General features: G+C 69.3%; 26 protein-coding genes and 2 pseudogenes. 21 read left to right on the top strand and 7 right to left on the bottom strand.

The features are described 5' to 3' along the window. The first annotated feature begins 137 nt into the window (after positions 1-137). Positions 138-1,229, top strand: a complete 1,092-nt coding sequence (locus ACRAWC_RS21405; RefSeq protein ID WP_431349605.1) for an AI-2E family transporter — start codon at positions 138-140, stop codon at positions 1,227-1,229. Between the two features lie 32 nt (positions 1,230-1,261). Here ACRAWC_RS21405 and ACRAWC_RS21400 read toward each other — a convergent pair whose 3' ends face one another. The 4 genes from ACRAWC_RS21400 to ACRAWC_RS21385 form a co-directional block, all read right to left on the bottom strand. Further along, positions 1,262-2,248: an AraC family transcriptional regulator gene (locus ACRAWC_RS21400; RefSeq protein WP_431245930.1), complete on the bottom strand. Its 987-nt coding sequence runs from the start codon at positions 2,246-2,248 to the stop codon at positions 1,262-1,264. 509 nt (positions 2,249-2,757) lie between these two features. Further along, on the bottom strand, positions 2,758-3,402 hold the full coding sequence (locus tag ACRAWC_RS21395) for a DUF1345 domain-containing protein (RefSeq protein ID WP_431245929.1): 645 nt from the start codon (positions 3,400-3,402) through the stop codon (positions 2,758-2,760). A gap of 73 nt (positions 3,403-3,475) precedes the next feature. Next, positions 3,476-4,015 (bottom strand): hypothetical protein, encoded by a 540-nt coding sequence (locus ACRAWC_RS21390; protein WP_431349971.1) that lies wholly within the window; start codon positions 4,013-4,015, stop codon positions 3,476-3,478. Continuing rightward, positions 4,015-4,629: an alcohol dehydrogenase catalytic domain-containing protein gene (locus tag ACRAWC_RS21385; RefSeq protein WP_431349604.1), complete on the bottom strand. Its 615-nt coding sequence runs from the start codon at positions 4,627-4,629 to the stop codon at positions 4,015-4,017. Before ACRAWC_RS21385 ends, ACRAWC_RS21390 begins: the two co-directional genes overlap by 1 nt. 268 nt (positions 4,630-4,897) lie before the next feature. Between ACRAWC_RS21385 and ACRAWC_RS21380 the strand changes: the two genes are divergently transcribed. The 12 genes and pseudogenes from ACRAWC_RS21380 to ACRAWC_RS21325 all read left to right on the top strand — a co-directional run bounded on the left by ACRAWC_RS21380 (position 4,898) and on the right by ACRAWC_RS21325 (position 16,825). Next, positions 4,898-5,080, top strand: a complete 183-nt coding sequence (locus ACRAWC_RS21380) for a helix-turn-helix domain-containing protein (protein WP_431245927.1) — start codon at positions 4,898-4,900, stop codon at positions 5,078-5,080. 136 nt (positions 5,081-5,216) lie between these two features. After that, positions 5,217-6,302 (top strand): nitrilase-related carbon-nitrogen hydrolase, encoded by a 1,086-nt coding sequence (locus ACRAWC_RS21375; RefSeq protein ID WP_431245926.1) that lies wholly within the window; start codon positions 5,217-5,219, stop codon positions 6,300-6,302. Positions 6,303-6,461: 159 nt separating this feature from the next. Beyond that, positions 6,462-6,908 (top strand): annotated as a pseudogene (locus ACRAWC_RS21370) (sugar ABC transporter substrate-binding protein); the annotation flags it as partial. A gap of 85 nt (positions 6,909-6,993) precedes the next feature. Continuing rightward, on the top strand, positions 6,994-7,536 hold the full coding sequence (locus tag ACRAWC_RS21365) for a sugar ABC transporter substrate-binding protein (RefSeq protein ID WP_431349603.1): 543 nt from the start codon (positions 6,994-6,996) through the stop codon (positions 7,534-7,536). A gap of 100 nt (positions 7,537-7,636) precedes the next feature. Further along, positions 7,637-10,324 carry an ATP-binding cassette domain-containing protein gene (locus tag ACRAWC_RS21360; protein ID WP_431349602.1) on the top strand — a complete coding sequence of 896 codons (2,688 nt, stop codon included), beginning with the start codon at positions 7,637-7,639 and terminating at the stop codon, positions 10,322-10,324. Further along, positions 10,321-11,310: a LacI family DNA-binding transcriptional regulator gene (locus ACRAWC_RS21355; protein WP_431245922.1), complete on the top strand. Its 990-nt coding sequence runs from the start codon at positions 10,321-10,323 to the stop codon at positions 11,308-11,310. The genes ACRAWC_RS21360 and ACRAWC_RS21355 overlap by 4 nt, the downstream gene beginning before the upstream one ends. A 34-nt stretch (positions 11,311-11,344) precedes the next feature. Beyond that, entirely contained in the window at positions 11,345-12,286 is a 942-nt protein-coding gene (locus tag ACRAWC_RS21350; RefSeq protein ID WP_431245921.1) for an aldo/keto reductase, read from the top strand. 42 nt (positions 12,287-12,328) lie between these two features. Continuing rightward, positions 12,329-13,978, top strand: coding sequence for a GMC family oxidoreductase (locus ACRAWC_RS21345; protein WP_431245920.1), 1,650 nt, complete (start codon positions 12,329-12,331; stop codon positions 13,976-13,978). Between the two features lie 34 nt (positions 13,979-14,012). Then, positions 14,013-14,528, top strand: a complete 516-nt coding sequence (locus ACRAWC_RS21340; RefSeq protein ID WP_431349601.1) for a gluconate 2-dehydrogenase subunit 3 family protein — start codon at positions 14,013-14,015, stop codon at positions 14,526-14,528. Next, the gene (locus ACRAWC_RS21335) at positions 14,522-14,728 is read left to right on the top strand and encodes a hypothetical protein (protein WP_431349600.1); all 207 of its coding nucleotides are present in this window, start codon (positions 14,522-14,524) and stop codon (positions 14,726-14,728) included. Before ACRAWC_RS21340 ends, ACRAWC_RS21335 begins: the two co-directional genes overlap by 7 nt. 108 nt (positions 14,729-14,836) lie before the next feature. Then, the gene (locus ACRAWC_RS21330; protein WP_431221495.1) at positions 14,837-15,823 is read left to right on the top strand and encodes a LacI family DNA-binding transcriptional regulator; all 987 of its coding nucleotides are present in this window, start codon (positions 14,837-14,839) and stop codon (positions 15,821-15,823) included. A gap of 138 nt (positions 15,824-15,961) precedes the next feature. After that, positions 15,962-16,825: an alpha/beta fold hydrolase gene (locus ACRAWC_RS21325; RefSeq protein ID WP_431245919.1), complete on the top strand. Its 864-nt coding sequence runs from the start codon at positions 15,962-15,964 to the stop codon at positions 16,823-16,825. A 258-nt stretch (positions 16,826-17,083) separates the two neighbouring features. On the opposite strand, the gene ACRAWC_RS21320 is transcribed toward ACRAWC_RS21325, so the two are convergent. Next, positions 17,084-17,941, bottom strand: coding sequence for a serine/threonine-protein kinase (locus ACRAWC_RS21320; RefSeq protein ID WP_431349599.1), 858 nt, complete (start codon positions 17,939-17,941; stop codon positions 17,084-17,086). A 195-nt stretch (positions 17,942-18,136) separates the two neighbouring features. On the opposite strand from ACRAWC_RS21320, the gene ACRAWC_RS21315 reads away from it, so the two are divergent. From ACRAWC_RS21315 to ACRAWC_RS21305, 3 genes and pseudogenes are all read left to right on the top strand, one after another. Then, positions 18,137-18,574 (top strand): hypothetical protein, encoded by a 438-nt coding sequence (locus ACRAWC_RS21315; protein WP_431245918.1) that lies wholly within the window; start codon positions 18,137-18,139, stop codon positions 18,572-18,574. A 2-nt stretch (positions 18,575-18,576) separates the two neighbouring features. Next, a pseudogene (locus ACRAWC_RS21310) lies at positions 18,577-18,858 on the top strand (protein kinase domain-containing protein); the annotation flags it as partial. Between the two features lie 137 nt (positions 18,859-18,995). Then, positions 18,996-19,817 carry a serine/threonine-protein kinase gene (locus ACRAWC_RS21305; protein ID WP_431349598.1) on the top strand — a complete coding sequence of 274 codons (822 nt, stop codon included), beginning with the start codon at positions 18,996-18,998 and terminating at the stop codon, positions 19,815-19,817. A 19-nt stretch (positions 19,818-19,836) separates the two neighbouring features. Here the strand turns inward: ACRAWC_RS21305 and ACRAWC_RS21300 are convergent, their stop codons facing one another. Beyond that, a complete protein-coding gene (locus ACRAWC_RS21300; RefSeq protein ID WP_431245916.1) occupies positions 19,837-20,421 on the bottom strand; it encodes a substrate-binding domain-containing protein in 585 nt (194 codons plus the stop codon). Beyond that, positions 20,409-20,852, bottom strand: a complete 444-nt coding sequence (locus ACRAWC_RS21295) for a LacI family DNA-binding transcriptional regulator (RefSeq protein ID WP_431219269.1) — start codon at positions 20,850-20,852, stop codon at positions 20,409-20,411. The genes ACRAWC_RS21300 and ACRAWC_RS21295 overlap by 13 nt, the downstream gene beginning before the upstream one ends. A 116-nt stretch (positions 20,853-20,968) precedes the next feature. Between ACRAWC_RS21295 and ACRAWC_RS21290 the strand changes: the two genes are divergently transcribed. From ACRAWC_RS21290 to ACRAWC_RS21270, 5 genes are read left to right on the top strand one after another with little or no spacing between them, the layout of a single operon-like run. Beyond that, positions 20,969-21,571: an MFS transporter gene (locus tag ACRAWC_RS21290; RefSeq protein ID WP_431349597.1), complete on the top strand. Its 603-nt coding sequence runs from the start codon at positions 20,969-20,971 to the stop codon at positions 21,569-21,571. Next, positions 21,534-22,022, top strand: coding sequence for an MFS transporter (locus tag ACRAWC_RS21285; RefSeq protein WP_431349596.1), 489 nt, complete (start codon positions 21,534-21,536; stop codon positions 22,020-22,022). Before ACRAWC_RS21290 ends, ACRAWC_RS21285 begins: the two co-directional genes overlap by 38 nt. Positions 22,023-22,036: 14 nt before the next feature. Continuing rightward, entirely contained in the window at positions 22,037-22,309 is a 273-nt protein-coding gene (locus tag ACRAWC_RS21280) for an LPXTG cell wall anchor domain-containing protein (protein ID WP_431349595.1), read from the top strand. Between the two features lie 16 nt (positions 22,310-22,325). Then, positions 22,326-24,560 carry a family 78 glycoside hydrolase catalytic domain gene (locus ACRAWC_RS21275; RefSeq protein WP_431349594.1) on the top strand — a complete coding sequence of 745 codons (2,235 nt, stop codon included), beginning with the start codon at positions 22,326-22,328 and terminating at the stop codon, positions 24,558-24,560. Next, positions 24,557-24,892 carry an alpha-L-rhamnosidase C-terminal domain-containing protein gene (locus tag ACRAWC_RS21270; RefSeq protein ID WP_431349593.1) on the top strand — a complete coding sequence of 112 codons (336 nt, stop codon included), beginning with the start codon at positions 24,557-24,559 and terminating at the stop codon, positions 24,890-24,892. Before ACRAWC_RS21275 ends, ACRAWC_RS21270 begins: the two co-directional genes overlap by 4 nt.

Genomic DNA, 24,892 nt, shown 5'->3' with positions numbered 1-24,892 from the left:
CACAGGCGCTGGCGTCGGGCAAGCCCGTCTCGGGATGCGGGCCCCGGCGTATGCTCGGGCGACCTATCCCTGGGAGAGTCGCCGTGGCATCGTCTGCTTCCTCGCGCACCGAGCGCGAGTCATCTGTTCCGCGCGGAGTGCGCACAGCATCGGAGTGGGCGTGGCGGCTGCTCGCGATCGCTGCGCTCGCCGGTGTCGTCATCTATCTGGTGTTCACGTTCCACGAGATCGTGGTGCCCGTGCTGGTGGCGCTGCTCATCGCGGCGCTGCTCCAGCCGGCGGTCGCCCTGCTGATGCGGCACCGCTGGCCGAAGTGGGCGGCGATCCTGGTGAGCCTCGTGGTATTCGGGGGTGTGGTCGCCGGTCTCGTCCTGCTCGTCGTGTGGCAGGTGCGCGCGGGGCTCCCTCAGCTCGAGCACCAATCGGCCGCCGCGTTCAGCCGGGCGCGCGATGCTCTCCGGCAGCCGCCGTGGAACGTGACCGACGCCGAGTTCGCCGGCTATGTCCGCAACACCGGCACGCTCGCCCAGAAGGACAGCGGCGTGCTGATCGGCGGCGTTCTCCGCGTCGGCTCCACGACGGGGCGGATTCTCGCCGACACCCTGATCGCGCTCTTCGCGACGATCTTCATCCTCATCGACGGCGCCGGGATCTGGCGGTGGATCACACGGTTGTTCCCCCGCCGCGGCCGGCCGGCCCTTCAGGCCGGAGGGGAGGCCGGGTGGAGCACCCTCACCCGGTTCGTGCGGGTGCAGATCCTCGTCGCTGTCGTCAACGGCGTGGGGATCGGCCTCGTCGCCTTCTTCCTGGGTCTCCCGCTGGCGATCCCGATCGGCGTCATCGTCTTGCTGTTCTCGTTCATCCCCGTGATCGGCGCGATCGTGTCCGGCATCATCGCCGTCCTCATCGCTCTGGTGTTCGCCGGTCCGGTGCAGGCGCTCATCATGCTCGCCGGCGTGCTGTTGGTGCACCTCCTGGAGGCGCACGTCCTGCAACCGCTTCTCGTGGGCGGGGCCGTGAAGGTGCACCCGTTGGCGGTCGTCGTCGGGGTCGCCGCGGGCACCGGCCTGGCGGGAGTCCCGGGCGCGCTGTTCGCGGTGCCGTTGATCGCCGTCGGGAGCGCCATGGTCTCCGCCATGGTGCGCGTAGCCAGAGGAAACGATCCCGAGACCGCCGCCCTCGAAGTGGAGGAGGAAGAAGGAGAGACGCCGCGGTCCGGGGCCGCGTGACACGCCGGTCCGGTCGGCCCGGGGGCCCGGTGTCAGGACGACCGCAGCGTCTGCGACGGGTGCTCGCCGAATGCCGTGCGGTACATGGCGGCGAACCTCCCGAGGTGAACGAAGCCCCACCGGGTGGCGGCGTCGGTCACGCTGGCCGTCGCCGGATCGGCTCGCATGAGGTCCTCCCTGACCCTTTCCAGGCGTACCGTGCGGAGGTAGGCCATGGGAGAGGTGTCGAGGGAGCGTCGGAAGCCCTGCTGAAGGCTGCGCGCGCTCACCGCGACCTCGGCGGCGAGCTCGACGACGGTCCACGGGTGCGCCGGGTCGGCCCGGAGGAGATCCACCGCGCGGGCGACCGGCACCGCACCCGGGTCGGCCGCCGGAGCGCGAAGCGCACTCGAGTGGTTGTGCGGCTGAGCGAACAGCAGCGATTGGATGAGCGTCTGCTCCAGCCGCAGCCGTGCCAGTGGGTGCGCCAGCGGTCCGTCCTCCATCGCGGAGGCCTCATCGATCGTCCGCAGCGCCTGCAGCAGCATCCGGCCACCCGGCCCGGTGAGATCGAGTTCGCTCGTGTACTCGAGGGAGCGCACGGACTCCCGGCCGAGCAGGTGCTCCAATTCGAGCTGGAGTTGGGCGCGCGGGATCATGACGGACAGCTGCGAGAACCATGCGCTGCAGTCCAGCCGCACCGGCTTTCCCGGCATGAACACACCCGCAGTACGCGATGTGGCGTGGATCTCCGGCCCGACGCCCGCCCTCATGACCGCGCGGCCGTTGACCGGGATGTCGAGATGGTAGTTCTCGGCCTCCGCCGTCTCGATGCGGACCTCCTCGCGGAACTGCATGAAGCCGCAGGTGACCCGGCCGACATCGAGCGCGTTGAGCGTCATCGCGACAGCGCCCGAGGCCCGTGCCGAGGGGAAATCCACCGGGAGGAACACCCGGGAGAGCGCCTGCCGGGCCTCCTCCACGCCGTCACCCGCTGCCACGCGGCGCGTGGCGAAGAGTTCCCCCGGGTCCCGAAGCATGCCGCGATTGTAAGCAGGTCTCGCGGCGCCACCGAGCCGGGCGGAGGGCGGATCGTTCGCGAAGAGGACACGGGTGTTCGCCTGACGGATAGCCCACCGCCCGGGGCCGACCTAGCGTGGATGCACGGTCGACGTGTCCGACCGACCCATGGGCACGGTGGTCCTCCTCTTCGGGTGGGGAAGGCCACCGTGCCGGCCCGCCCATCCGCCCGCCCGAAGCCGTTGGACCACGATGATCGAGCCGACTCAGCTGACGCGCCCACGTTGGTGCCCTCACTGCGGAGGCCGCATGCGCGTTACTCGCAATCCGTACTACGGAGTCGGTCTCGCCGTCCATCAGCATCTGTCGGATTGCCCGCGGTGCGGTTTCGTCGAATTCCTCCCGGGACCGGCCGCTGGCCCCGTGCCCCCGCCGGTCACGAAGCCTCCGCCCTCGGCATGGCTGGTGCACCAGGTGCGCGCGCTCGCCGCGTGGCTGTTCACCGCACCGCGGTGAGGCTCGGCGAGCGTCAGCCCTGGCCGCCGAGGCTCGTCACCAGGTTGATCGCCACGGCGATCAGCACCGTCCCGAAGAAGTACGACAGGAGAGCGTGCATGAGTGCCTTGCGGCGCGTGCCGATCGCGTTCGGTTCCACCTCCGAGACGCCGTAGGACATGCCGATGGTGAACGCGAGGTAGGCGAAGTCGCTGTAGGTGGGCGGGGACTCCTGGTTGAAGTCGAAGCCGTTCCCGTGATGGTCCACGTAGTACATGCGTGCGTACTTGAACGCGTAGACCGTGTTCACCAGGGCCCAGGCCACGATCGTGCCGATCATGCCCAGGAGCACCAGGACGACCGAGGCCAGGTCCGTACTCCGGTTGCTGGACTGCACGACGGAGACGACGACGGCCGCGATGCTGCCCAGGCACGCGGCGACGATCACGTTGTCCGTGACGTGCGTGGTGGACTCCTCGCGCGCCAAACGCTCGGTGCCGGCGCTGTCCTTCGGCCAGCAGATGCGCCAAACCCAGGCGAGGTCGATGATGCCGGCCGTGCACCATCCGGCCAGTGGGCCGATCCGCGGGTCGACCGCGAGCGCCGCGACGGTTCCCGTCACGACGCCGATCGCCACGCAGATCAACGTGCGGCGGGCGGAGAGAAGCCGTCCTGCCATGGTTGCTCCCGACGGAGGCGGGGTGGACGGCGGCGTCCGGTAGCCCAGGACGCCGCCGTCCGCCGCGCTGCTGTCAGGCGTTCGCCCCGGACGGGTGGAGGATGACCTTCGTCCAGCCGTCGTCGCGGTTGTCGAAGTGCTCGTACGCGTCGGGCGCCTCATCCAGCGAGAGCTCGTGGCTGACGATCCAGGACGGATTCGCCTTGCCCCCGGCGATCATGTCGCGCAGCCGCCGGTTGTACTTCTTCACCGGCGCCTGTCCACTGCCCATCGTCTGTCCGCGGAACCAGAACTGGCCGTAGTCGAACACGACCTCGCCCTGTTTCGCCAGCTCATCCGACGCCCCCGGGTCCTGTGGGATGTACACCCCGACCACCCCGATGGTCCCGGTGAACCGGACGGATTGAACCAGACGGTTGAGCGTCATGTTCGGGTGCTCGTTGCCCTCGACGTCGTGCGCCTGGTAGCCCACGCACTCGCAGCCGTTGTCGGCTCCCAGGCCCATGGTCATCTCGTTGACCGCTTCGACGGGATCCACCTTCGAGTCGTCGATCGGGATGGCGCCGATCTCCTCCACCAGCTTCAGCCGGTCGGGGTGGCGGTCGACGACCATCACCTTGCTCGCCCCTTGAGGACGGCGGAGTAGGCCGCCATACAGCCGACCGGGCCGGCGCCGTAGATGACCGTCTGGTCGCCGGGCTGCACCCGGGCCATCTCGGTGGCGTGATAGCCGGTCGGGAAGATGTCGGCCAGCATGACGTAGTCCGACTGCTTCTCCGCCGCGTCCTCACCCAGCCGCAGGCAGTTGAAGTCGCCCCACGGCACCCTCAGCAGGTCGGCCTGTCCGCCGGCCCAGGGGCCCATGTCGGCGAACCCGTACGCAGCGCCGGCCCACTCGTCCTTGGGCTGTGCGGTCAGACAGTAGTTCGTGAGTCCGCGCTCGCAGTTCTTGCAGTGGCCGCACGCCACGTTGAACGGCAGGACGACGTACTCGCCCACCTGAACCTTGTCGACGCCGTCACCGACCTCCACCACGCGGCCCAGGTTCTCGTGACCGAACCAGCGTCCGGTCTCGAAGTCTGTGCGGCCCTCGTACATGTGCAGATCCGATCCACAGATGTTGGTCGAGGTGATCTGGACCAGCACGTCCGTGGGCCGCTCGATGCGCGCATCCGGGACATCCTGGACGCTGACCTGACGCGGCCCGTCGTACACCACTGCTCTCATTGTTCTTCCCTCCGTCGAATCGATAGGACGGGGGCGGCGCTCGCTGATCCCGCTCGGGGCGTCGCTCCTCTACCGCACGCAACGTAGGCGGAACTTTTCCGATGGGACCGGGTTGACAATCCTCGACCGCTGCAGCGCGTCCACCGCGCGCACATCGGACAGCCGTGCTCGCTGACCGGATATCCCCGCCGTCCGCTCCCGCTTAGCGTGGACTCGGAGCGAGATGAGATATACCCCGACGCGGTTCGCCGCGTGCGCGCGTGTGGAGGTGAGCCGGTCATCGGCCGGAGGGATCTCGTCTCTGAGTACCGATCAGCTCGCCGAGGCGACGGGTCTTCCCCGCTCGACGGTGCTGCGTGCCCGGCTCGCGCTGGTCGAACTCGGACTGGAGGACGTCGTGCCGCATCCACGCGCGACCCTGGCGACCCGGCGCGAACTGCACCACGGCTGACTCTAGGTAAGAGTGCGCTCACTCGTCGCCACGATGTGCACTATCCCCGGGTTTACAGGCCAAAAACTTTCGTTTGACAGATTCTGATAGTGCGCTAACATGGCCAACACGAACCCAAACAACGAAGGAGTTGGACGTGACTGAGCCGTACACAGTCGTAGCGCTGTCGCCGCTGCAGATCCCGATCGTGGAGCCGGAAGACGCGCTGACGAACACCAGGCGCATCATCCAGTTCATGAAGACGGCGGTCGGCGTCGCATCGACCGAGGGCTACCCGGTCAAGCTGGTGGTCATCCCCGAGATGGCGATCCAGGGGATGCACATGGCCTTCCACGCCGGTGATCGCGAATATGAGAAGAAGTTCGCCCGCACCATCCCCGGTCCCGAGACCGACGAGCTCGGCAAGGCCGCTCGTGAGCTGAACACCTACATCGCCGGCGAGCTTTACCTGGTCGCGGACGACGACTTCCCGGACCGGTACTTCAACTGCGCGTTCATGATCAACCCGCAGGGCGAGGTCATCTACCGTCGCGCGAAGGCCACCTCGGACGGATTCGAAGGTGGCACCCTGGGCACCACGAACCCCCACGACCTGTGGGACGAGTGGATCGTCAAGAAGGGCAACGGGAACGTCCTGGACGCGATCTACCCGGTCGCCAAGACCCCGGACATCGGCAACATCGGCTACGTCATCTGCCACGAAGGCGCCTACCCGGAGATCGCGCGCGGCCTCGCCATGAATGGCGCCGAGATCATCATCCGCGCCACGCTCATCGAGCCGCAGACCTCGCAGGGCATGTGGGAGGTCCAGAACAAGGCGCACGCCCTGTTCAACAACGCGATCGTCGTCGCCCCGAACCTCGGTCCGGAGCTCGGCCCGGACGGCGTCATCAACGACCTCTTCGGCGGCCGTTCGATGATCGTCAACCAGCGCGGCAAGATCATCACCGAGACCCCCGGCGTCACGGCGGGCGACACCTTCGTCAGCACGACGATCGACATCGACGCGCTGCGTCGCGACCGTCAGGCGAACGGCGTCTTCAACGGCTTCAAGGACATGCGCACGGAGCAGTACGCGGCCATCTACGAGAAGCCCATCTACCCGAAGAACCAGTACCTCGACGCCCCTCCCGGGGAGGACTGGCTGGCCCGGGAGCGCGCGACCCGCGCCCGCAACATCAAGCTGCTCGAGGAGCGCGGGGTGTTCACCCCGCTCGACTGAGCATTCGGCGGCGGCGTCCCGCGGACATCACGTCCTCCCCATCGGGGCGCCGCCGCCATCCGCTCCATCCCGCACCACAGGCATCACTCGCACCACGGCACCACCCGCCCCACCCCGAAGCAACACCCTGCACCGATCACCTCACAAGGAAGTGGAAACATGATCAGCACCCGTTCCCGAACCATGCTCAAAGTCGCCGGCATCGCGGCGGTCACCGCCGTCCTCTTCACGGGATGCGCGCGCGGCGGAACCGACGGCGCCGCCTCGGCAGACGACAAGAAGACGGGCAAGGGCCTCGTCATCGGCTGGAGCCAGCGCGGCATCAGCGGAAGCGACTGGTGGAAGACCCTCGTCGAGGGCGGCCAGGCCGAGGCCAAGAAGCTCGGCGCGAAGATCCAGCTGCTCGACGCCAACGGCGACACCGTGCGCCAGAACGCCGACGTCCAGACCCTCATCACGAAGAACGTCGACGTCGTGATCATGAACCCCAACGACCCGATCGGCGTGGGCGCCTCGGTCGCCGCCCTGCAGAACGCCGGCGTCCCCCTCGTCACCGTCAACTCCAACCTCGACAAGTCGCTCGTGCAGGACATGTACTGCTACGTCGCCGAGGACCAGGGCTACACGGGGTCCCTCGCGGGCGAGGTGGCGGCCAAGAAGCGCCCTCGCCAAGTTCGGCGAGACGGGCGAGATGAAGATCGTCGGCATCGGCGGGTTCCCCGGGGACGTCCTCAGCGACCTCCGCTTCAACGGCTTCATGAAGGGCTGGGAGAAGGTCATGAAGGACCACCCCGGCGTCTCCACGAAGAAGCTCGAGACGAAGTACGGCGAGTGGAAGCCCGACAAGGCCCTCGCTCCCATCCGCGACGTCGCGACGGCGAACCCGGACCTCAAGATCGTCTACAGCATGAGCGACGTCATGCAGGGCGGCATCGAACAGGGCCTCCAGCAGGCGGGCATCTGGGGCGACGGCGTCATCGTCGCCGGCTACGACGGCGGCATGAACGTGGTCAAGGAGATGGTCGACAACCCGACCGGTCCGATGCAGGCGACCGCCTCCAACCAGCCCTGGGATCAGGGCGTCGAGGCCGTGAAGATGGCCGTCGCCGCCTACAACGGCGACACAAAGGCGTGCCCGAAGAAGGAGGTCTTCATCAAGACCACCGTCGTCACGCCGGAGAACGCCAAGGACTACTACAAGCCCAGCGACACCTACGTCCGGGCGAACGACTAGGCGCTCTCGCGCTATCAGCAGCCGCCGCTGCGCCCGATGTCATCGGTTCGGGCGCAGCGGCCGGCTCCACCGCACACGTCACGAGGAAGTGCAGAGAAACATGGACGAGCTTCAGCTCGAGGGCATCACCAAGGGCTACCTGGGCGTCCAGGCGCTCAAGGGGGTCAGCTTCTCGGTCAAGCGCGGGAGCATCCACGCGCTCGCCGGACAGAACGGCGCCGGCAAGTCGACGCTCGTCAAGATCCTCTCCGGCGCCGAGACCCCGGACGGCGGTACCATCCGCCTGGGCGGCGAGGTCATGCGGTTCAAGGAACCGACGGATGCGCAGGCCGCCGGCATCCACACCATCTACCAGGAGCTGAGCCTCGTGCCGTCGCTGTCGGTGGCGGAGAACATCTTCCTCGGCACGCTCCCCACCAAGGGCGCCGTCGTCGACTGGAACGCCATGCAGGCCCAAGCGCGAGATGCCCTCGCGCGGGTCGGATTCGACCTCGACGTGCGGCAGCCGGTCTCCAGTTTCTCGGTGGCGGAGCAGCAGGCGGTCGAGCTGGCCAAGGCCCTCCACAAGGATGCGCGCGTGCTGCTGCTCGACGAGCCCACCTCCACGCTCCCCCTCCCGGACGTGGAGCGGCTGTTCACCGTGCTGCGCCGCCTGGCGGCCGAGGGCGTCACGCTCCTCTACATCTCGCACCGCATGGACGAGTTGTACAGCCTGTGCGATGCGGTCACCGTCCTGCGCGACGGCGTCACCGCGGCCAACCTGAGCACCGCCGAGTCGAAGCCGGCCGACGTGGTGACGGCGATGGTCGGCAAGAGCCTCGAGGGCTCGATCGCGGATGCGGCCCTGCGCGGCGAGCGCAGCCCCCGCCTCGGAGCCGGGCGCACCGACACCGTCCTCCTCTCGGCCCGCGGGCTGGGCGAGGACGACCGGGTCGCCGACATCGACTTCGACCTCTACCAGGGTGAGGTGCTCGGCATCGCCGGCCTCATCGGCTCCGGCCAGTCCGAGCTGGCCAGCCTGCTGGCCGGCGCCCGCCGGAAGACCGACGGCGAGCTGCGGATGGACGACAAGAAGGTCGACTTCGCCTCACCCCGCGATGCCATCCGCCGCGGCATCGGCCTCCTCCCGCAGGACAGGAAGGCGCAGGGCTTCATCCCGGAGATGGGCGTCGCCGGCAACATCACCCTGGCGAGCATGCCGATGTTCAGCCGGCTCTCGGTGATCGACGGCAAGCGCGAGAAGCGCGCGGCCCAGGACATGGTGACCCGGCTCGGCATGAAGGTCTCCAGCGTCAACCAGCCGATGAAGACGCTCAGCCGGCGGGACGCAGCAGAAGGGCATCCTCGCCCGCTGGCTGGTGCGCTCGTCGCGCCTCCTCATCTGCGACGAGCCGACCCGCGGGGTCGACGTCGGAGCCAAGGAGGACATGTACGAGCTGATCCGCGACTTCGCCCGGTCGGGCGGGACCGTGGTCATCGCGAGCTCCGAGATCTCCGAGGCGATGATGTGCGACCGCGTGCTGGTGATGGCGCGCGGCCGCGTCGTCGCCGAGTTCGACCACGACGAGATCGACCCCCAGGGGCAGCGGATCCTCCAGCTGCTGGCCTGAGCCGTCCTCACCCCAGAACACCTCTGACAGAACCCAACGACGGGAAAGACAATGTCGAACAAGACCCTCCAAGAGCCGGCGCAGTCCGCCGGGACCTCCCCGGCCGCGCCCACGCGATCCACGTGGGGTGGCGTGGCCAAGCGCCTGCTTCCCAAGAGCTACCTGCTGCTCGTGCTCGTCGTGATCATCGTGATCGGCTACTACGTCTCGGGCGACTTCCTGACGCTGCGGAACGCGGAGAACGTGATCGCGGCGGCATCCATCGTGGCGGTGCTGGCGGTCGGTCAGTTCTTCGTCATCCTGACGGGAGGCATCGACCTGTCGGTGGGCTCCATCCTGGCGATGTCGACCGTCATCGTCGCCCTCACCCTGCAGGCGGGCATGGCGACCGGGCTCTCCGTCGCGTTCACGCTGTTCTGCTGCGGGGTCGCCGGACTGATCAACGGGCTCCTGGTGGTCTGGTTGCGGATCCCCCGTTCATCGCGACTCTCGCGATGATGAGCGCGGTCAAGGGCTTCAGCTACATCATCCAGTCGACGAGCCTCATCCAGATCACCGATCAGACCTTCATCGACCTGTTCGCCCGCGGCACCAGCCTCGGCCTGCAGAACCCGGTCATGATCTTCCTCATCGTGATGATCCTCGCGGCGCTCGTGGCGAAGTTCACGACCTTCGGCCGCTCGCTGTACGCGATCGGCGGCAACCCGGAGGCCGCGCGCCTCTCGGGCCTCCCCGTCGCCCGCAACCTCATCATCACGTACACGATGTCGGGCCTCCTGGCGGGCCTCGCCGGCCTGATCGCGGCCGCCCAGCTGCGGCAGGGCAGCTCGCTCATCGGCGTCGGCTACGAGCTGGATGCGATCGCGGCGGTCGTGGTCGGCGGCGCCTCGCCTCATGGGCGGCAAGGGCGACCCGATCAGCGCGGTCATCGGTGTGTTCGTGCTCGCCACGATCATCAACGTCATGAATCTGGTCGGCATCTCGTCGGAGCCGCAGCTGGTCATCAAGGGCGCCGTGATCGTCATCGCCGTCTTCCTCTCCAGCGCGGGAGGCGTGCAGCGGATCTCCGGCTTCTTCCGATCGCACTTCGGGCGCCGGACCGCCCGGGCAGCGAGCTGAGACCGTGTCGGCACCATCGAGGAACGACAAGCAGACGACGACTCGCGGTGCCAGGATGATCGATGTCGCACGGCTGGCGGGGGTCTCCCAGCAGACCGTCTCCCGCGTCGTCAACGGAAGCCCGAATGTGGCACCGGACGTCCGGGACCGGGTGGAGACCGCCATCCAGCAGCTGCGCTATCGCCGCAATCCCGCCGCACGGGCCCTGGCCAACGGCCGGACCATGAACATCGGGATCGTCAGCTTCGGCCTCGCCCAGTACGGTCCGTCCGTCGCCCTCAGCGGGATCGCGGACGAGGCGAGGAAGGCGGGCTACGCCACCAACCTCGTCACCCTGGGCGACGTGGACCGCGCAGGGATGAAAGCGGCCCTCGAACATCTGGTCGAGGACTCGGTCGACGGGATCGTCGTCCTGGCCCCGGTGCAGGCGGCCCTCGAAGCCATCACCGGACTGGACGCCGGCGTTCCGCTGGTCGTGTTCGAGCCGGGGGCGGCGGAGGGCACGCGGAGCGTCGCGACCGACGAGGTCGCCGGGGCCGAGCTCGCGACTCGGCACCTGCTGGAATTGGGACACGAAACGGTCTGGCAGGTCGCCGGTCCCAGCGGCTGGCTGGGCAGCGACGCTCGGATCCGAGGCTGGGCCAGAACCCTCGCATCGGCGGGTCGGGTGACCAACCGAGCGTTCGTCGGCGACTGGTCCACCCGCTCGGGATACCACGCCGGATGCGAGATCGCGGGCAACCCGACCATCACGGCGGTGTTCGTCGCCAACGACCAGATGGCCCTCGGCATGGTCAAGGCGCTCGCCGACGCGGGCCTCCGGGTGCCGGAGGACGTCAGCGTCGTCGGCTTCGATGACGTCCCCGAGGCGCCGTACTACCGGCCGGCCCTCACCACGGTCCGCCTCGACTTCGAAGAGGTCGGGCGCCTGGCGGTCGACCGCATCCTGCACCTGATGCGCGGCGGCGAGGCCGACCCTCTGCCGCGGGTGAGTCCGACGCTCATCGTGCGGCAGAGCACGGCGCCACCCTCACGAACCCCGTAAGACAACCGAACAGCTGAAAGAAAGCGAAAGCGCAATGACTACCAAACAACTCGGGCGCACCGGGCTGACCGTCTCCGACGTCTGCGTCGGGACCAGCGCCCTCGGCAGCTTCCCCGCGCAGTACGGCTATGAAGTGGACACCGAGACCGCGGTCGCGACCATCCGGCGCGTCTTCGAGGGCCCGTTCACCTTCATCGACACCTCCAACGAGTACGGAGGCGGCGACAGCGAGAAGCGCATCGGGCAGGCCATCCGCGAGAACGGCGGGGTTCCGGAGGGCTACCTGGTAGCCACCAAGGTGGACCCGATCCCGGGCACCACCGACTTCTCGGGCGACCGGGTGCGTCGCTCCGTAGAGGAGAGCCTCGAGCGCCTCGGCCTCGATCACCTCCCGCTCGTCTACCTCCACGACCCCGAGAAGATCAGCTTCGAGGAGGGCGTCGCCCCCGGCGGCCCGCTCGAGGCGCTGATCGACCTGCGCGACCAGGGTGTGATCGGCCACCTCGGCGTCGCGGGCGGCCCGATCGACCTCGAGCTGCAGTACCTCGCCACCGAGGCGTTCGACGCCGTGATCAGCCACAACCGGTTCACCCTGGTCGACCAGTCCGCGGAGCCGCTCCTCGACGACGCGCAGGCCCGCGGGGTCGCCTTCGTGAACGCAGCGCCCTTCGGCGGTGGGATGCTCGTGAAGGGCCCGGATGCGGTCCCCACCTACTGCTACGGCCCCGTCGCGGACGACGTGCTGGAGCGCGTGCGCCGGATGGAGGCGCTGTGCGTCGAGCACGGCGTCCCGCTCGCGGCCGCGGCGCTGCAGTTCTCGCTGCGCGATCCGCGCGTCACCTCCACGATCGTCGGCATGTCCGAGCCCAAGCGGGTCGCTCAGACGGTGGAGCTCGCCGAGTTCGACATCCCCGAGGCGCTGTGGGACGAGCTGCTCCCGATCGCGCGCCTGGGCCGCGCCGGGGTGCTCGCCTAGGCGACGCATCCCCCAACAGAACGTCACAAGGAAGGACAGACAATGACCACCCTCAAGAACCCCGAGCCGGTCGACGTCGTGATCGCCGGCGCCGGCGCCGGCGGGGCGACCGCCGCCAAAGTGCTGACCGAGGCGGGCCTCCGCGTCGTCGGCCTGGAGCGCGGCCCGTGGCTGAAGCCCGAGCACGCCTCCGGTGACGAGCTCAAGTTCCTGAACCGCAACTTCATCTGGCAGGACCCCAAGCTCAAGCCCCGTACCTACCGCCAGAACGACAGCGAGGAAGCCGTCATCACGAACTTCTCGGCGACGCCGCAGGTCGTCGGCGGCGGCACCACGCACTGGGGCGGCATGGTTCCCCGGATGACGGAGAACGACTTCCGTCTCCGTTCGATCCACGGCGACGTCGAGGGCGCGAGCTTGGTCGACTGGCCGATCACGTACGACGACCTCGAGCCGTACTACACGCGAGTGGAGTGGGAGTTCGGCACCTCCGGGCTCGGGGGCGCCAACCGCTGGGAGGGCCGCCGCAGCCGCGACTACCCGACCAAGCCTGCGCCACTCAGCCAGATCGGCCGCAAGTTCGCGACCGCGATGAACAAGATGGGCCACAGCACGTTCCCGATGCCGCAAGGCATGGTGACCGAGCCGTACCGCGGCCGCAAGCCGTTCAGCGAGAACGGGTTCTGGCAGCAGTACCCGGACCCGGGCAACGGCAAGTCCTCGACACTGATCAGCTTCATCCCGGACGCCATCAACACCGGGCTCTACGACCTGCGGTCCGACTGCTACGTCAGCGAGATCCTCGTAGACGGGACCGGCAAGGCGACCGGTGTGCGCTACCAGGACGAGAACGGCAACGAATTCGTGCAGAATGCGAAGGCCGTCATCGTCTGCGGCGGTGGCATCGAGACCCCGCGTCTGCTGCTGATGTCGAAGTCCGCGCTGTTCCCGGACGGTCTGGGCAACGGCAGCGGTCAGGTCGGCAAGAACGCCACCTTCCACCAGTACTCGTTCTCGGTCGGGCTCTTCGACAAGGAGCTGCACGACCCGCTGTACGGCTGGTCGGGCCATTACATGAACCTGTGCTCGTTCGACTTCTACGAGACGGACGAGTCGCGGGGGCACATCCTCGGCTCGCTGATCTTCCCGTCGATGCTGGGACACCCGGTCAACTGGAGCTTCCCCGGCCGCCCGACCTGGGGCCAGGCCGCCAAGGACGCCGACCGCGACCTCTTCAACTACAGCATGAAGATCGGCATCCTGCTCCACGACCTCCCCGTCGAGTCCAACCGTGTGGATCTGGACCCGACCGTGAAGGACGCCTGGGGCCTCCCCGTCGCCCGCATCACCCACACCCCGCACGCCAACGACTTCGCGCAGGAGAAGTGGCAGGTGAAGAAGAACGGCGAGATCCTCGAGGCGGCCGGCGCATCCAAGGTCGTCCCGGTCAACATGGAGCGGATCACCGGCAACACGTCGCACGAGCTCGGCACGGCCCGCATGGGCAACGACCCGGCGACCTCGGTCGTCGACAAGTGGTGCCGCTCGCACGAGGTGCCGAACCTCTACGTGTTCGACGCCAGCTTCTTCCCGACGGCGACCGGCATCAACCCGGCGCTCACCATCATGGCGAACGCCTGGCGTTGCGCCGACCGGATCATCGCCGTGGACCGCCACGGCTGGACCGACTGACATCCACGCGACCTCTAAGGAGACGACGAAGACAATGGGACAGGCAGAATGGGTCACCGTTCCGATCTCGACGCGAGACACGGATGGGCCGCTGTTCTTCACGGAGCACGAGTGGGCGACTGTCGAGGCCGCCACTGCGCGCATCATTCCGACGGACCACCACCCGGGAGCCCGCGAGGCGGGAGTGGTCCGGTTCATCGACCGGATGCTGGCGGGGACGCAGTTCGTCTTCCCCGCGGCTGACGGAAAGGGCTTCCTCCGCATGGAGGCGCTCGAGGAGAAGGCTTGGCAGGAGCGCATCGAGAGCCGCCAGAAGTTCTACCGCGAGGGGATCGTGGAGCTGGACGGGATCGCCGCCGACAAGTTCGGCGCCGACTTCGTCGACCTGGACGACGATCAGCAGGACACCGTCCTGGAGGCCATCTCCCGGAAGGAGAAGCCGGCGAAGTTCGTGTTCGCCGAGTCGGACGGCCAGGGCAGCGGGGAGCGCCGGCGGGCAACCAGCCGGTCAACGAGGACTTCCTCGAGTTCTTCCCGCTCCTGGTGCTGAACACCCGCCAGGGGTTCTACGGCGACCCGGTCTACGGCGGGAACGACAACCGCGTCGGCTGGCGCGTCATCGGGTTCCCCGGGCCCCCGTCTCTGGCCGCAACGATGGACGGCAGCTACACGACGCTGGAGTACATGATCCCGGAGGCCGAGTGGCCGTACGAGCAGCACCCCGCGGTGCTGCGCTACGGCAACCGCTGAGCCGCCGGCCGATCACGGGACCGGCCGGACGCTGACCAGCGCCCTGCCGGTCCCGGCCATAATTGGGGGATGACGGAGACGAGAACCGGTGCGCCGCGCGCGGCGCGCATGGTCGATGTTGCCCGCCTCGCCGGGGTCTCGCAGCAGACGGTCTCGCGCGTGGTCAACGGTCACAGCAACGTCTCTCCCGAGATCCGGGACCGGGTCGAGGCGGCCATGTCGCAGCTGCGCTACCGCCGCAACTCAGCGGCGCGGGCGCTCGCCACGAGCCGCTCGATGAATCTGGGCGTGCTCAGCTACGCCCTCTCCGTGCACGGCCCCGCGCTCGCGCTGTTCGGCATCGCCGAGGAGGCCCGGCGGAACGGGTACTCCACGAGCCTCGTCAGCGTCGCGGAGGTCGACCAGGCCAGCATCCGGGCGGGTCTCGACTCCCTGGTCGACGGCGGCGTGGACGCCATCGTGGTCCTCGCGCCGATGACGGCGGCGACGGAAGTGCTCCAGCGGCTCGACGCCGACGTGCCCGTGGTGCGTTTCGAACAGGGTTCACCCGCCGGCCCCGCCACGATCTCGATCGACGAGACCCTGGGCGCGCAGCTGGCGACCCGGCACCTGCTCGACCTCGGTCATGAGACCGTCCACTTCGTCGGGGGCCCGGCGGGATGGATGGCCTCCGAGGCGCGTCAACGCGGGTGGCAGACGGAGCTCGCCCTCGCCGGCCGATCCGTCCCGGCCGTGTTCGCATCCGACGACTGGTCGCCGGAGTCGGGCTACCGGGCCGGCCTCGAGATCGCCGCGGACCGATCCATCACCGCCGTGCTGGCCATCAACGACGTGATGGCGCTCGGCGTCATCAAGGCGCTTCACGACCGCGGCATCAGCGTGCCCGAGGACGTGAGCGTGGTCGGTTTCGACGACCGCGACGAGTCTGCCTACTTCCAGCCCGCGCTGACGACCGTCCGGCTGGATTTCACCGAAGTCGGACGTCGGGCGGTGGAGAGCGTGCTCGGCGCCCTGCGGGGCGAGACACCCGCCACCATCCCGCTCATCCAGCCGCAGCTCAAGGTGCGGGACAGCACCGGCGCCCCTGCCAGCTGATTCTTACGGCTGGAATACCGCCCAGATGCACCCGTCGCGCGCCATCCGCTCGCGCGGCATCGGGATGTAGCGGTGCGCGCGCCGCTGCGCGGACCGGCGGAGTGCCGGGCGCTGCCGCATGGCGCAACACTAGGGCAAATGGCAGGGCCGCAACTCATCAGGACGACCGGTGGAGTCGTCGAGACCGTGCACGTGCCGGGCGAGAAGCCTCCGGTGCTGTTCTTTCCCGGAGGACATTGCCGCGCGGCGACGGATTGCGGTTGGAGCCTGTATGCCGACCTGGGGCATGAGGTGCTCTCATTCTCGCGCCCGGGGTATGGCCGCACACGTGTCGGTCGCCTTACCGCTGCCGAGTTCACCCCGCTCGTGGCCGAGGTGTGCGACCAACTCGGCATCGCTTCCGTCGCTGCCGCGGTCGGTGTGTCATTCGGGGGACTGCAGGCCGTGCATGTCGCGGCGAGTCAGCCCCTGGCGGTTCAACGGTTGATTCTGCACAGCTGCGCGCCGTCCAGCCTGAGGTATCCCGACAGCCGGGCTGAAGCCGTCTTCGGGCCGGTGGTGTTCTCCGTGCTGCTCCAGGGCCTGGTGTGGGCGGCGATTCGCGGTGCGGTCCGATGGGATGCGGGACTGCGCATGATGATGTCACCGCTCTCGAACCTGCCCGTGAGTCAGTGGTGGGGTCGGATGAGCGCGGCGGACAAGGAAGAGGCCCGCGGACTGTTCCGGTCCATGCGCTCGGATTTCGGCTTCACGAACGACCTCCGGCAAGGCCATTCCGAAGACGCCGACGTACGACGCGCCGTGATGGAGCGCGTTCGTTGCCCGACGCTTGTTACAGCCTCGCGACACGACGGCGGCGTGTCCTTCGCGCACGCCGTCGACTTCGCTCACATCATTCACGACGCCGAGCTCGTGGAACTCGCCTCGCCGAGCCACCTCTTCTGGATCGGCGCCGAGAGGCCGAAGCTGCTGTCGATACTGCGGTCCTTCGTCGGGAACTGACGGCGACCCCCGAACCCGCAACCTCCTCGCTCAGCGAACAGGCCGGGCGTCCCGGCGGAATAGCGCGGGTCCCGCGGACCGTTGGGGTCCACGTCCCCACACCGAAAGGCAACCCCTCGATGGATCTGTTCTCTCCCGTCTCGCTCGGCGACCTCCGCCTCCCCAACCGCGTCGTCATGGCGCCGCTCACCCGGACGCGCTCCGGCGAGACCGGCAACTATCCGCGCCTGAGCGCGTAGGGGGCCTCCGCGGCTGGGCCTAGGAGGGAACAGCAGCCTCCCGGTCCGCCCGCAGGGCCCCGCGCGCGGCGGTCGCGACGTCGGCGGCGGACGGCCTCCGCGACGGGTCGGCCTGCGTCATCCACTGGATGAGCGCACCCCAGCGGTCGGGGATGTCGTCCGGCATCGCGGGGTCGCGGTTCAGTCGCGACAGAGCGGAGCCGACGGGCGTGCCCGGGAACGCGACGGTCCTCGTGAAGCACTCCAGCAGGACGAGGCCCAGCGAGTAGATGTCCGACGCCGGCGTCAGGGGCTCGTTGCGCACCTGCTCGGGGCTCAGGTAGGCGGCCGTGCCGAACGTCTCCTCGGTGAACTCCTGCGGGTGCGTCGCGTGGATGGCGATGCCGAAGTCCGTCAGCCTCGCCCGCGGCCGTGAGAACCGGGTGCCGTAGTCGACGATCATGATGTTCGTCGGCGTCACGTCCCGGTGGATGACGCCGCGCGCGTGGACGTATTCGAGCGTCTCGGCGACCTCGAACGCGATCTCGCCGATCTGCCGGGTCGTCAGTGGCCCGGCGTGCAGCACCGCGCGGAGCGTGCTGCCGTCGACCAGTTCGATGACCAGGAACGGGCGGGGGTCCCTGGGTGACGAGTCGTCGACGCCCGCGTCGAGGATCGACACGACGCCGTGGTGACGGAGGCCGGCGAGCACGCCGACCTCGGCCCGGAACCGTGCGACGTCGTCCTCGCTTCCGGAGGAGAACAGCTTGACCGCGACGTCGCGGCCGAGGTTCTCATCCCGAGCGCGGAAGACCATTGAGGTGCCGCCGCGCGCGAGCAGCCGCTCCGGGCGGTACCTTCCGAGCAGAAGCGGAACCGGGGTCTCGGGTCTGTTCACCTCAGTATTTTCCGGCATTTCCGGGATCACCACCGCGGGGTAGACGGTGAATCGAAGCCGGGGTAATGGCGCGCATCGCCACCCCGCGGCGGCCTGCCGGGCCGGGTCGACAAGGCTGTGGAGCGCGGTTACCGTGGCAAGGACCCCCAAACCGCCGCCCGTTCGGCGTGCCCTGAAGTGAAATGGAGTGTCGAGATGGCCGGACCCATCCGCATGGTCGCGGCCGCGCTCCTGCTCGCTCTGGGACTGACCGGGTGCAGCAGCGGCGAGACGTACTCCCCACAGACGTCGAGTCAGTTGCAGCACGCGGTGCTGGATGTGGCGAACACGGCCCGCGCGAACGACTACGCAGGGGCACTGACGAAGCTGGCCGCCCTGGAGCAGCTGAACGATGCGGCGCTGAAGAAGGGTTCCATCAGCACGGCCCGGCATGACGCGATCGCCGCATCCATCGCCACGATCAGGGCCGACCTGAGCCGGTTGCAGGATGCGGCGGAGAAGGCGCAGCTGCAGCAGCAGATCCAGCAGCTTCAGCAGCAACAGCAACAACAGCAGCAGCAACCAGGCGACGGCAAGAAGGGCGACAAGGGCGGCGACGGCGGCAAGAAGGGCGACGGGAAGGGAGGCGACTGAGCATGTCGACCACCGATGAGATCCCGGCGGCCGCAGCGGACGGCGCCGGCCGGCTGATCGCCGACCGGTATCGCATCCTGGAGCGGATCGGGCACGGCGGGATGGCCGAGGTGTTCCGCGCGCAGGACCAGGCCCTCGGCCGCGACGTGGCGCTGAAGATCTTCCGTCCCGAGCTCGCCTCCGCGGAGGACCTGCGCCGCCAGGAGGGCGAGGTGCGTCTGCTCGCCAGCCTGTCGCATCCCTCGCTGGTCACCCTGTTCGACGCCACCCCCGACGGCGACGGGCGCGGCGTGCTCGTGCTGGAGTACGTCAAGGGCAGCGACGCCCGCGCGCGTCTCGCGGACGGGCCCTCCCCGGCCCGATCGTCGCTGCCATCGGCCTCGACATCGCCAAGGCCCTGGCGTACATCCACGGTCAGGGCGTGGTGCACCGGGACATCTCCCCGGCGAACATCCTGCTGCCGGAGTCGCCGTCGACGGGAGTCGCCGCCAAGCTCACCGATCTGGGCATCGCCCGGCTGGTCGACGACGGGAGGATCACCGCGACCGGTTCGGTGATGGGCACCGCGAGCTATCTGAGCCCGGAGCAGGCGCTCGGCCGGCCCCTGAGCGGCTGCAGCGACGTGTACTCGCTCGGCCTCGTCCTGCTGGAGTGCCTGACCGGGCGCCGGGAATTCGGCGGCAGGCTGGCCGAGTCCGCCGCGGCCCGGCTCACCCGCGATCCGGAGATCCCGGCCACGCTCGACCCGCGGTGGCGTGCGCTCCTCGCTGCGATGACGGCGCGGGAACCGGAGCAGCGGCCCACGGCGCAGAGTGTCGCCTCCGAGCTCCGGATGCTGCTGGACCAGGAGGCGTGGATCGGCGGAGCCGCGGACCCGGCGGATGTCGCCACCGCGCGGATGGAACACGCGACCACGGCGATTACCGGCACCGGCCCGACGCTGTTGCTCCCGACCTCCGCTGGGGACGCCCCGCCGCCCACCGTCCCGCTCGCGCCGCTCGCCGCCGAGCCTCGCGCGGAGAAGGGTCCGGCGCCCGCCTTCCGTCGCCCTCGAGCGCTCACGCTCGTGCTGGCCGTCGATGCGCTGATGGCCGTCCTCGCGATCGTCGCCGCCGTCGCTACGCTGTCGACGACGGATCACACCGCCCCCGACCCCGTCGGCGGCTACCCTCCGGTCAGCGGAACCTTGGGCGACCACCTCAAGCAGCTCGAAGACCAGGTCTCACGCGACTGGACGCCCTGACTCCCTGGCAGCACGTTCTTCAGGAGTCGGGAGCCGCTGCGGTGGACTCGCGGACGACGAGCTGCGCCTCGGTCTCCGGCCCCGCTTCCGGCGGCGATGCGTCGGTCACCGCGCTCAGCGCCAGTTCTGCGACGTAGCGTCCGAGCCCGGCAGTGTCGATGCGCACGCTGGTGAGGCTGGGGACGAAGAGGGAAGCGAGGGGGCTGTCGTCGTGGCCGACCACGGCTATGTCTCCGGGCACGGAGTGCCCGGAGCGGAGGACGGCGCCGGCGACCAGTGCCGCGATGTCGTCGTTGTAGGCGATGACGCCGTCGATTCCGCCCGCCAGCCAGGTCGCGACCACGTCGGCCGCGTTGCCGGGGTCGATATCCGCGTCGGCGGCGAAGCCCGCGCCGGTCCGCTCGACGAGCGTGCGATCCGCGAGGGTCCGACGACTGCGCACCAGGTCGGCGACCCGCGGATCCGCCGAGCCGGCGAAGGCCAACGCCGTACGGCCGGCGGCGAGCAGGTGCTCGACCTGCAGCCGGGGGCCTTCGGTGTACCGCAGACCGACTTCGTCGGCTTCCGCGTGATCCTCCCGGACCGCGGCGATCAGGTGTTGCACGCCGCTCTCCCGGATCTCGGCGACCATCTTCCGGGGGAGGGGGCCATGCCGACGACGACGTCCGGGCGCAGGGTCTCCCACAGCGGCTGCGCCTGGCCTCCGGGGTGCGGGGTCATGGTGACGAGCGAGTAACCGGCCCGGTCCAGGACGAGGGATGCTTCGTCGAGGTGCGTCCGCATGCTGTAGTCCATCGGCCAGTCCGGGAGGATGAGCAGCACGATGCGGCTCTGCCCGCTGCGCAGCGCCCGGGCTGCGGTGTGGGGCCGGTAGCCGAGGCGCTTGGCCTCCGTGAGCACGCGTTCACGGGTCGCCGGCGAGATGGTCTGGCCGGGCGTGTTGTTGAGCACGAAGCCGACGGTGGCGCGCGAGACGCCCAGCGCCCGCGCGACATCGGCCGCGGTGACCCGCTTCAGCGCTTCTGAATTCGGCACGCGCACTCCTTCGACTCCCTGACTCTATCTTCTACTTGCACGTGCTAGCCAGTGCCCTCTATAGTAGCTGCACTAGCTCGTGCTAGCCCCTTCCCCTTGACGATGGAGTCACCGCGATGACGAATCCCACCAGCGACGAACCGGTCGTCGCAGCGCTGCCGACGCCGATCCCGAGCCCGACCGTCCACCCGGACGTGGTCGCCGAGCAGAGCCAGATCCCGCCCGAGCTTCCCAAGGTCAGCGCCCGCTACATCTGGTTCATGGTGCTGGCCCAGTTCGGCGTCTTCATGGCCTTCATCACCCCGATCGCCATCTCGCTCGCGATCCGGATCCAGGCGCTCGCGCCGGGCCACGCCGAGTACCTCGGGTACATCACCGGCGCGGGCGCTCTATTCGTGATGCTGAGCGCGCCGTTCATGGGCGTCTGGAGCGACCGGACGCGTACGCGCATCGGCCGTCGCCGGCCGTTCATGATCGGCGGCATGGTCGTCGGAGTCGTGTCCCTCGTGTGGATGGCCGTCGCGCCCTCGGTCCTGCTGCTCGGCGTCGGCTGGATCATCGCCCAATGGGGCTGGGGCACGGTGCTGAGCAACCTCCAGATCTCCACCGCGGACCGCCTCCCGGAGTCGCAGCGCGGCGAGGTCCGGAGGCCTCAACGGCTTCGCGACGCAGATCGCACCGGTGTTCGGTGTCGTCATCGCGCAGTTCTTCACCGCTGACGCTCTGCTGCTCTTCCTGGTGCCGGGCGCGGTCGGCGTAGTGCTGGTCACCCTCTTCGTGACCCTCGTGCACGAAGACGACAGCCGCGGTCTGCCGAAGGATCAGCTGACCCTCGGGCGGCTTCTGAGCAAGTACGTCTACAAGCCCGCGCAGTTCCCCGACTTCTCGTGGAACTGGCTCGCGCGCTTCCTCTTCTACTTCGGCTTGACGCTGAACACGACGTTCACGGCCTTCTTCTTCGCCGAGCGCCTCGGCGTCGGCGTCGACAAGGTGGCGGGCGTCATCGCGGCCCTCGGCGGCATCGGCGTGCTGGCCACGACAGCCGGCGCGCTGGGCGGCGGCTTCCTCTCCGACCGGCTGCGCCGTCGCCGGCTGTTCCTCGTCGTCGGCGGCCTCGTGATGGCCGTCGGCATGGTGACGATGGCCTTCTCCGCCTCCTCCCGGTCCTGATCGCGGGCTCCCTCGTGGTCTCGCTCGGCATCGGCCTCTTCGCCGCCGTCGACCAGGCCCTGCTCCTGGACGTCCTGCCCGAGAAGGACACGGACGCCGGACGTTTCATGGGCATCACCGGCTTCGCCACGTCGATCCCGCAAGCCGTCGCACCGCTCGTCGCCTCGGCGATCCTCCTCATCGGCGTGACCGGGGATCACAAGAACTACACGCTGCTCTTCGTCATCGCGGCGGCCCTCGTCCTCCTGGGCGGGCTCGTCGTCCTCCGCATCCGCTCTGTCCGCTGATCCCGTAAGGCTTGCCATGACCGTCACCGTCACCCCCGTCCGCTTCGAACACCACCGCGACGCCCTCGGCATCGGCGAGGCCGCGCCGCGGCTGAGCTGGATCGTCGAGGAGGCGCCGAGCGACTGGGCGCAGGCCTCCTACGAGGTGGAGACCGCGTCCGGCGAATCCGTTCACGTGAGCAGCCGCGAATCGGTGCTCGTGCCGTGGCCGTTCGCCGAACTGGCGTCGCGTGAGCGCGTGCGGGTTCGCGTGCGCGTGACGGGTGAGGACGGCACGACCTCCGAGTGGTCCGAGTGGTCCGACGTCGAGGCGGGGCTCCTGCAGCCGGCCGACTGGGCGGCCGAGCTCGTGACCCCGGCTCCGGGAGCCGCGGCACTGCTTCGTCGCACGACGGAGCTGCCCGCGAAGCCGGTGCGCCGGGCGCGCGTGTACGCCACCGCTCACGGCCTGTACCAGCTCGAGATCAACGGCCGGCGCGTCGGCGACGACGAGCTGGCGCCGGGATGGACGGCCTACGATTCCCGCCTGCGCTACCAGACCTACGACGTCACGGACCTGGTCGAGGGCGGTACGACCACGATCGGCGCGTGGCTCGCGGACGGATGGTGGCGGGGCTACCTGGGCTGGGACGGCCGCCGCGAGTGGTACGGCACCGAACTGGGGCTGCTCGCCCAGCTGGAGGTCGAGTTCGAGGACGGCGACCGGCGGGTGATCGCGACGGATGCGGCGTGGGAGAGCTCCGCCGGGCCCATCGTGTCCGCCGACCTCTACAACGGTGAGCACTTCGACGCCCGGCTGCTCGACCCCGGCTGGTCTACGCTCGGCGGGGCGACGAACGGCGGCGCGGCGGACGGGTGGACCCCGGTGACCGTCTCCGAGTTCGACACCGGTCTGCTGGTCGCCCCCGACGGGCCGCCCGTGAGGGTCACCCAGACCGTTCCCGTGGCAGACGTCATCGTCTCGCCGTCAGGCCGCACCATCCTGGACTTCGGTCAGAACCTCGTCGGCCGTCTGCGGATCACCGTCTCCGGCGAGGAGGGCGACACGGTCGTCCTCCGGCACGCCGAGGTGCTCGAGAACAGGGGAGCTCGCCACCGAGCGCTGCGCGGCGCCGAGGCCACCGACACCTACGTGCTCCGCGGGAGCGGCACCGAGGAGTGGGCCCCGCGGTTCACCTTCCACGGCTTCCGCTACGCCGAGGTGACCGGATGGCCCGGCGAGTTCCACCCGTCGGCGGTCGTGGCCGAGGTGCTGCACTCCGACCTGGATCGGACGGGATGGTTCGCCGCGTCGGACCCCAAGGTCGACCGGCTGCACCAGAACATCGTGTGGGGGATGCGCGGCAACTTCGTCGACGTCCCCACGGACTGCCCGCAACGGGATGAGCGACTCGGCTGGACCGGTGACCTCCAGGTCTTCGCCCCGACGGCCGAGTACCTGTTCGACACCAGCGGCTTCCTGACGTCCTGGCTGAAGGACCTGGCCGCGGAGCAGCAGCGGTACAGCGGCACGCCGATGGTGGTCCCCGCGATCACGACCGGCTACACCGGTCCGATGGCCGGCTGGGCCGACGCGGCCACCGTGGTGCCGTGGACGATGTACCAGGCGAGCGGCGACCTCGAGGTGCTCGGCCGCCAGTTCGACTCGATGGCCCGGTGGGTCGCCGAGGTGGAGGCAGCCGCCGGCCCCGACAGGATCTGGTCGGCCGGCTTCCAGTTCGGCGACTGGCTCGACCCCTCCGCCCCGGTCGGGCGCCCGGAGGCGTCCGCCACCTATCCCGAGATCGTCGCGACCGCGTATTTCGCGCGCTCGACGCGGATCGTCGCCGACGCGGCGGCTCTTCTCGGGCGGCCCGAGGAGGAGCGGTTCCGGGCACTGGCCGACGAGGTCGCCACCGCCTTCCGCCGCGAGTACGTCTCCGAGTCCGGCCGGCTCCTGTCGGACTCCGCCACCGCGTACGCGCTCGCGCTGCAGTTCGACCTCGTCGGGGGCGCGGTCGCCCGGGCCCGCGCCGCCGATCGCCTGGCCGAGATCGTGCGCTCGAGCGGGTTCACGATCGCGACCGGCTTCATCGGCACCCCGCTGATCTGCGACGCGCTGTCGGCCAACGGACACCTCGACACCGCCTACAAGCTCCTGTTCCAGACGAAGGCGCCCTCCTGGCTCTACACCGTCGACCAGGGCGCCACCACGATCTGGGAGCGGTGGGACTCGCTGCTCCCCGACGGCACGGTGAACCCTCCGGTATGACGTCGTTCAACCACTACGCGTTCGGCGCGATCGGAGACTGGCTGCACCGCGTGGTCGCCGGCCTGGCCCCGGCGGCCCCGGGCTACCGGCGCATCGCCGTCGCGCCTCAGCCGCCCCGGCGCGGACTGACCTCCGCATCCGCCCGGCTCGACACGCCCTACGGCACGGCGGAGAGCGGCTGGGTGCTGGAGGAGGGCAACCTGCGACTGGCCGTCCGCGTGCCGGTCGGCGTGACCGCGGATGTCGTGCTGCCCTCGGAGCACACCATGTCGTCGGCCACGGCGAGCACGAGTTCGCCGAGCCGTTCGAGTCCGACCAGGACACGCAGCTGA

This window comes from Leifsonia sp. L25 (assembly GCF_050632895.1).
The sequence above is the reverse complement of the archived record's forward strand: the minus strand, read 5'-3'. Positions and strand labels throughout refer to the sequence as shown.

Bases quoted from the DNA above. Each gene is read 5' to 3' on its own strand.
- ACRAWC_RS21400 (WP_431245930.1), bottom strand. From the start codon at position 2,248: ATGCTTCGGGACCCGGGGGAACTCTTCGCCACGCGCCGCGTGGCAGCG.
- ACRAWC_RS21395 (WP_431245929.1), bottom strand. From the start codon at position 3,402: ATGGCAGGACGGCTTCTCTCCGCCCGCCGCACGTTGATCTGCGTGGCG.
- ACRAWC_RS21390 (WP_431349971.1), bottom strand. From the start codon at position 4,015: ATGGTCGTCGACCGCCACCCCGACCGGCTGAAGCTGGTGGAGGAGATC.
- ACRAWC_RS21385 (WP_431349604.1), bottom strand. From the start codon at position 4,629: ATGAGAGCAGTGGTGTACGACGGGCCGCGTCAGGTCAGCGTCCAGGAT.
- ACRAWC_RS21365 (WP_431349603.1), top strand. From the start codon at position 6,994: ATGAAGATCGTCGGCATCGGCGGGTTCCCCGGGGACGTCCTCAGCGAC.
- ACRAWC_RS21360 (WP_431349602.1), top strand. From the start codon at position 7,637: ATGGACGAGCTTCAGCTCGAGGGCATCACCAAGGGCTACCTGGGCGTC.
- ACRAWC_RS21355 (WP_431245922.1), top strand. From the start codon at position 10,321: ATGATCGATGTCGCACGGCTGGCGGGGGTCTCCCAGCAGACCGTCTCC.
- ACRAWC_RS21350 (WP_431245921.1), top strand. From the start codon at position 11,345: ATGACTACCAAACAACTCGGGCGCACCGGGCTGACCGTCTCCGACGTC.
- ACRAWC_RS21345 (WP_431245920.1), top strand. From the start codon at position 12,329: ATGACCACCCTCAAGAACCCCGAGCCGGTCGACGTCGTGATCGCCGGC.
- ACRAWC_RS21340 (WP_431349601.1), top strand. From the start codon at position 14,013: ATGGGACAGGCAGAATGGGTCACCGTTCCGATCTCGACGCGAGACACG.
- ACRAWC_RS21330 (WP_431221495.1), top strand. From the start codon at position 14,837: ATGGTCGATGTTGCCCGCCTCGCCGGGGTCTCGCAGCAGACGGTCTCG.
- ACRAWC_RS21325 (WP_431245919.1), top strand. From the start codon at position 15,962: ATGGCAGGGCCGCAACTCATCAGGACGACCGGTGGAGTCGTCGAGACC.
- ACRAWC_RS21315 (WP_431245918.1), top strand. From the start codon at position 18,137: ATGGCCGGACCCATCCGCATGGTCGCGGCCGCGCTCCTGCTCGCTCTG.
- ACRAWC_RS21290 (WP_431349597.1), top strand. From the start codon at position 20,969: ATGACGAATCCCACCAGCGACGAACCGGTCGTCGCAGCGCTGCCGACG.
- ACRAWC_RS21275 (WP_431349594.1), top strand. From the start codon at position 22,326: ATGACCGTCACCGTCACCCCCGTCCGCTTCGAACACCACCGCGACGCC.
- ACRAWC_RS21270 (WP_431349593.1), top strand. From the start codon at position 24,557: ATGACGTCGTTCAACCACTACGCGTTCGGCGCGATCGGAGACTGGCTG.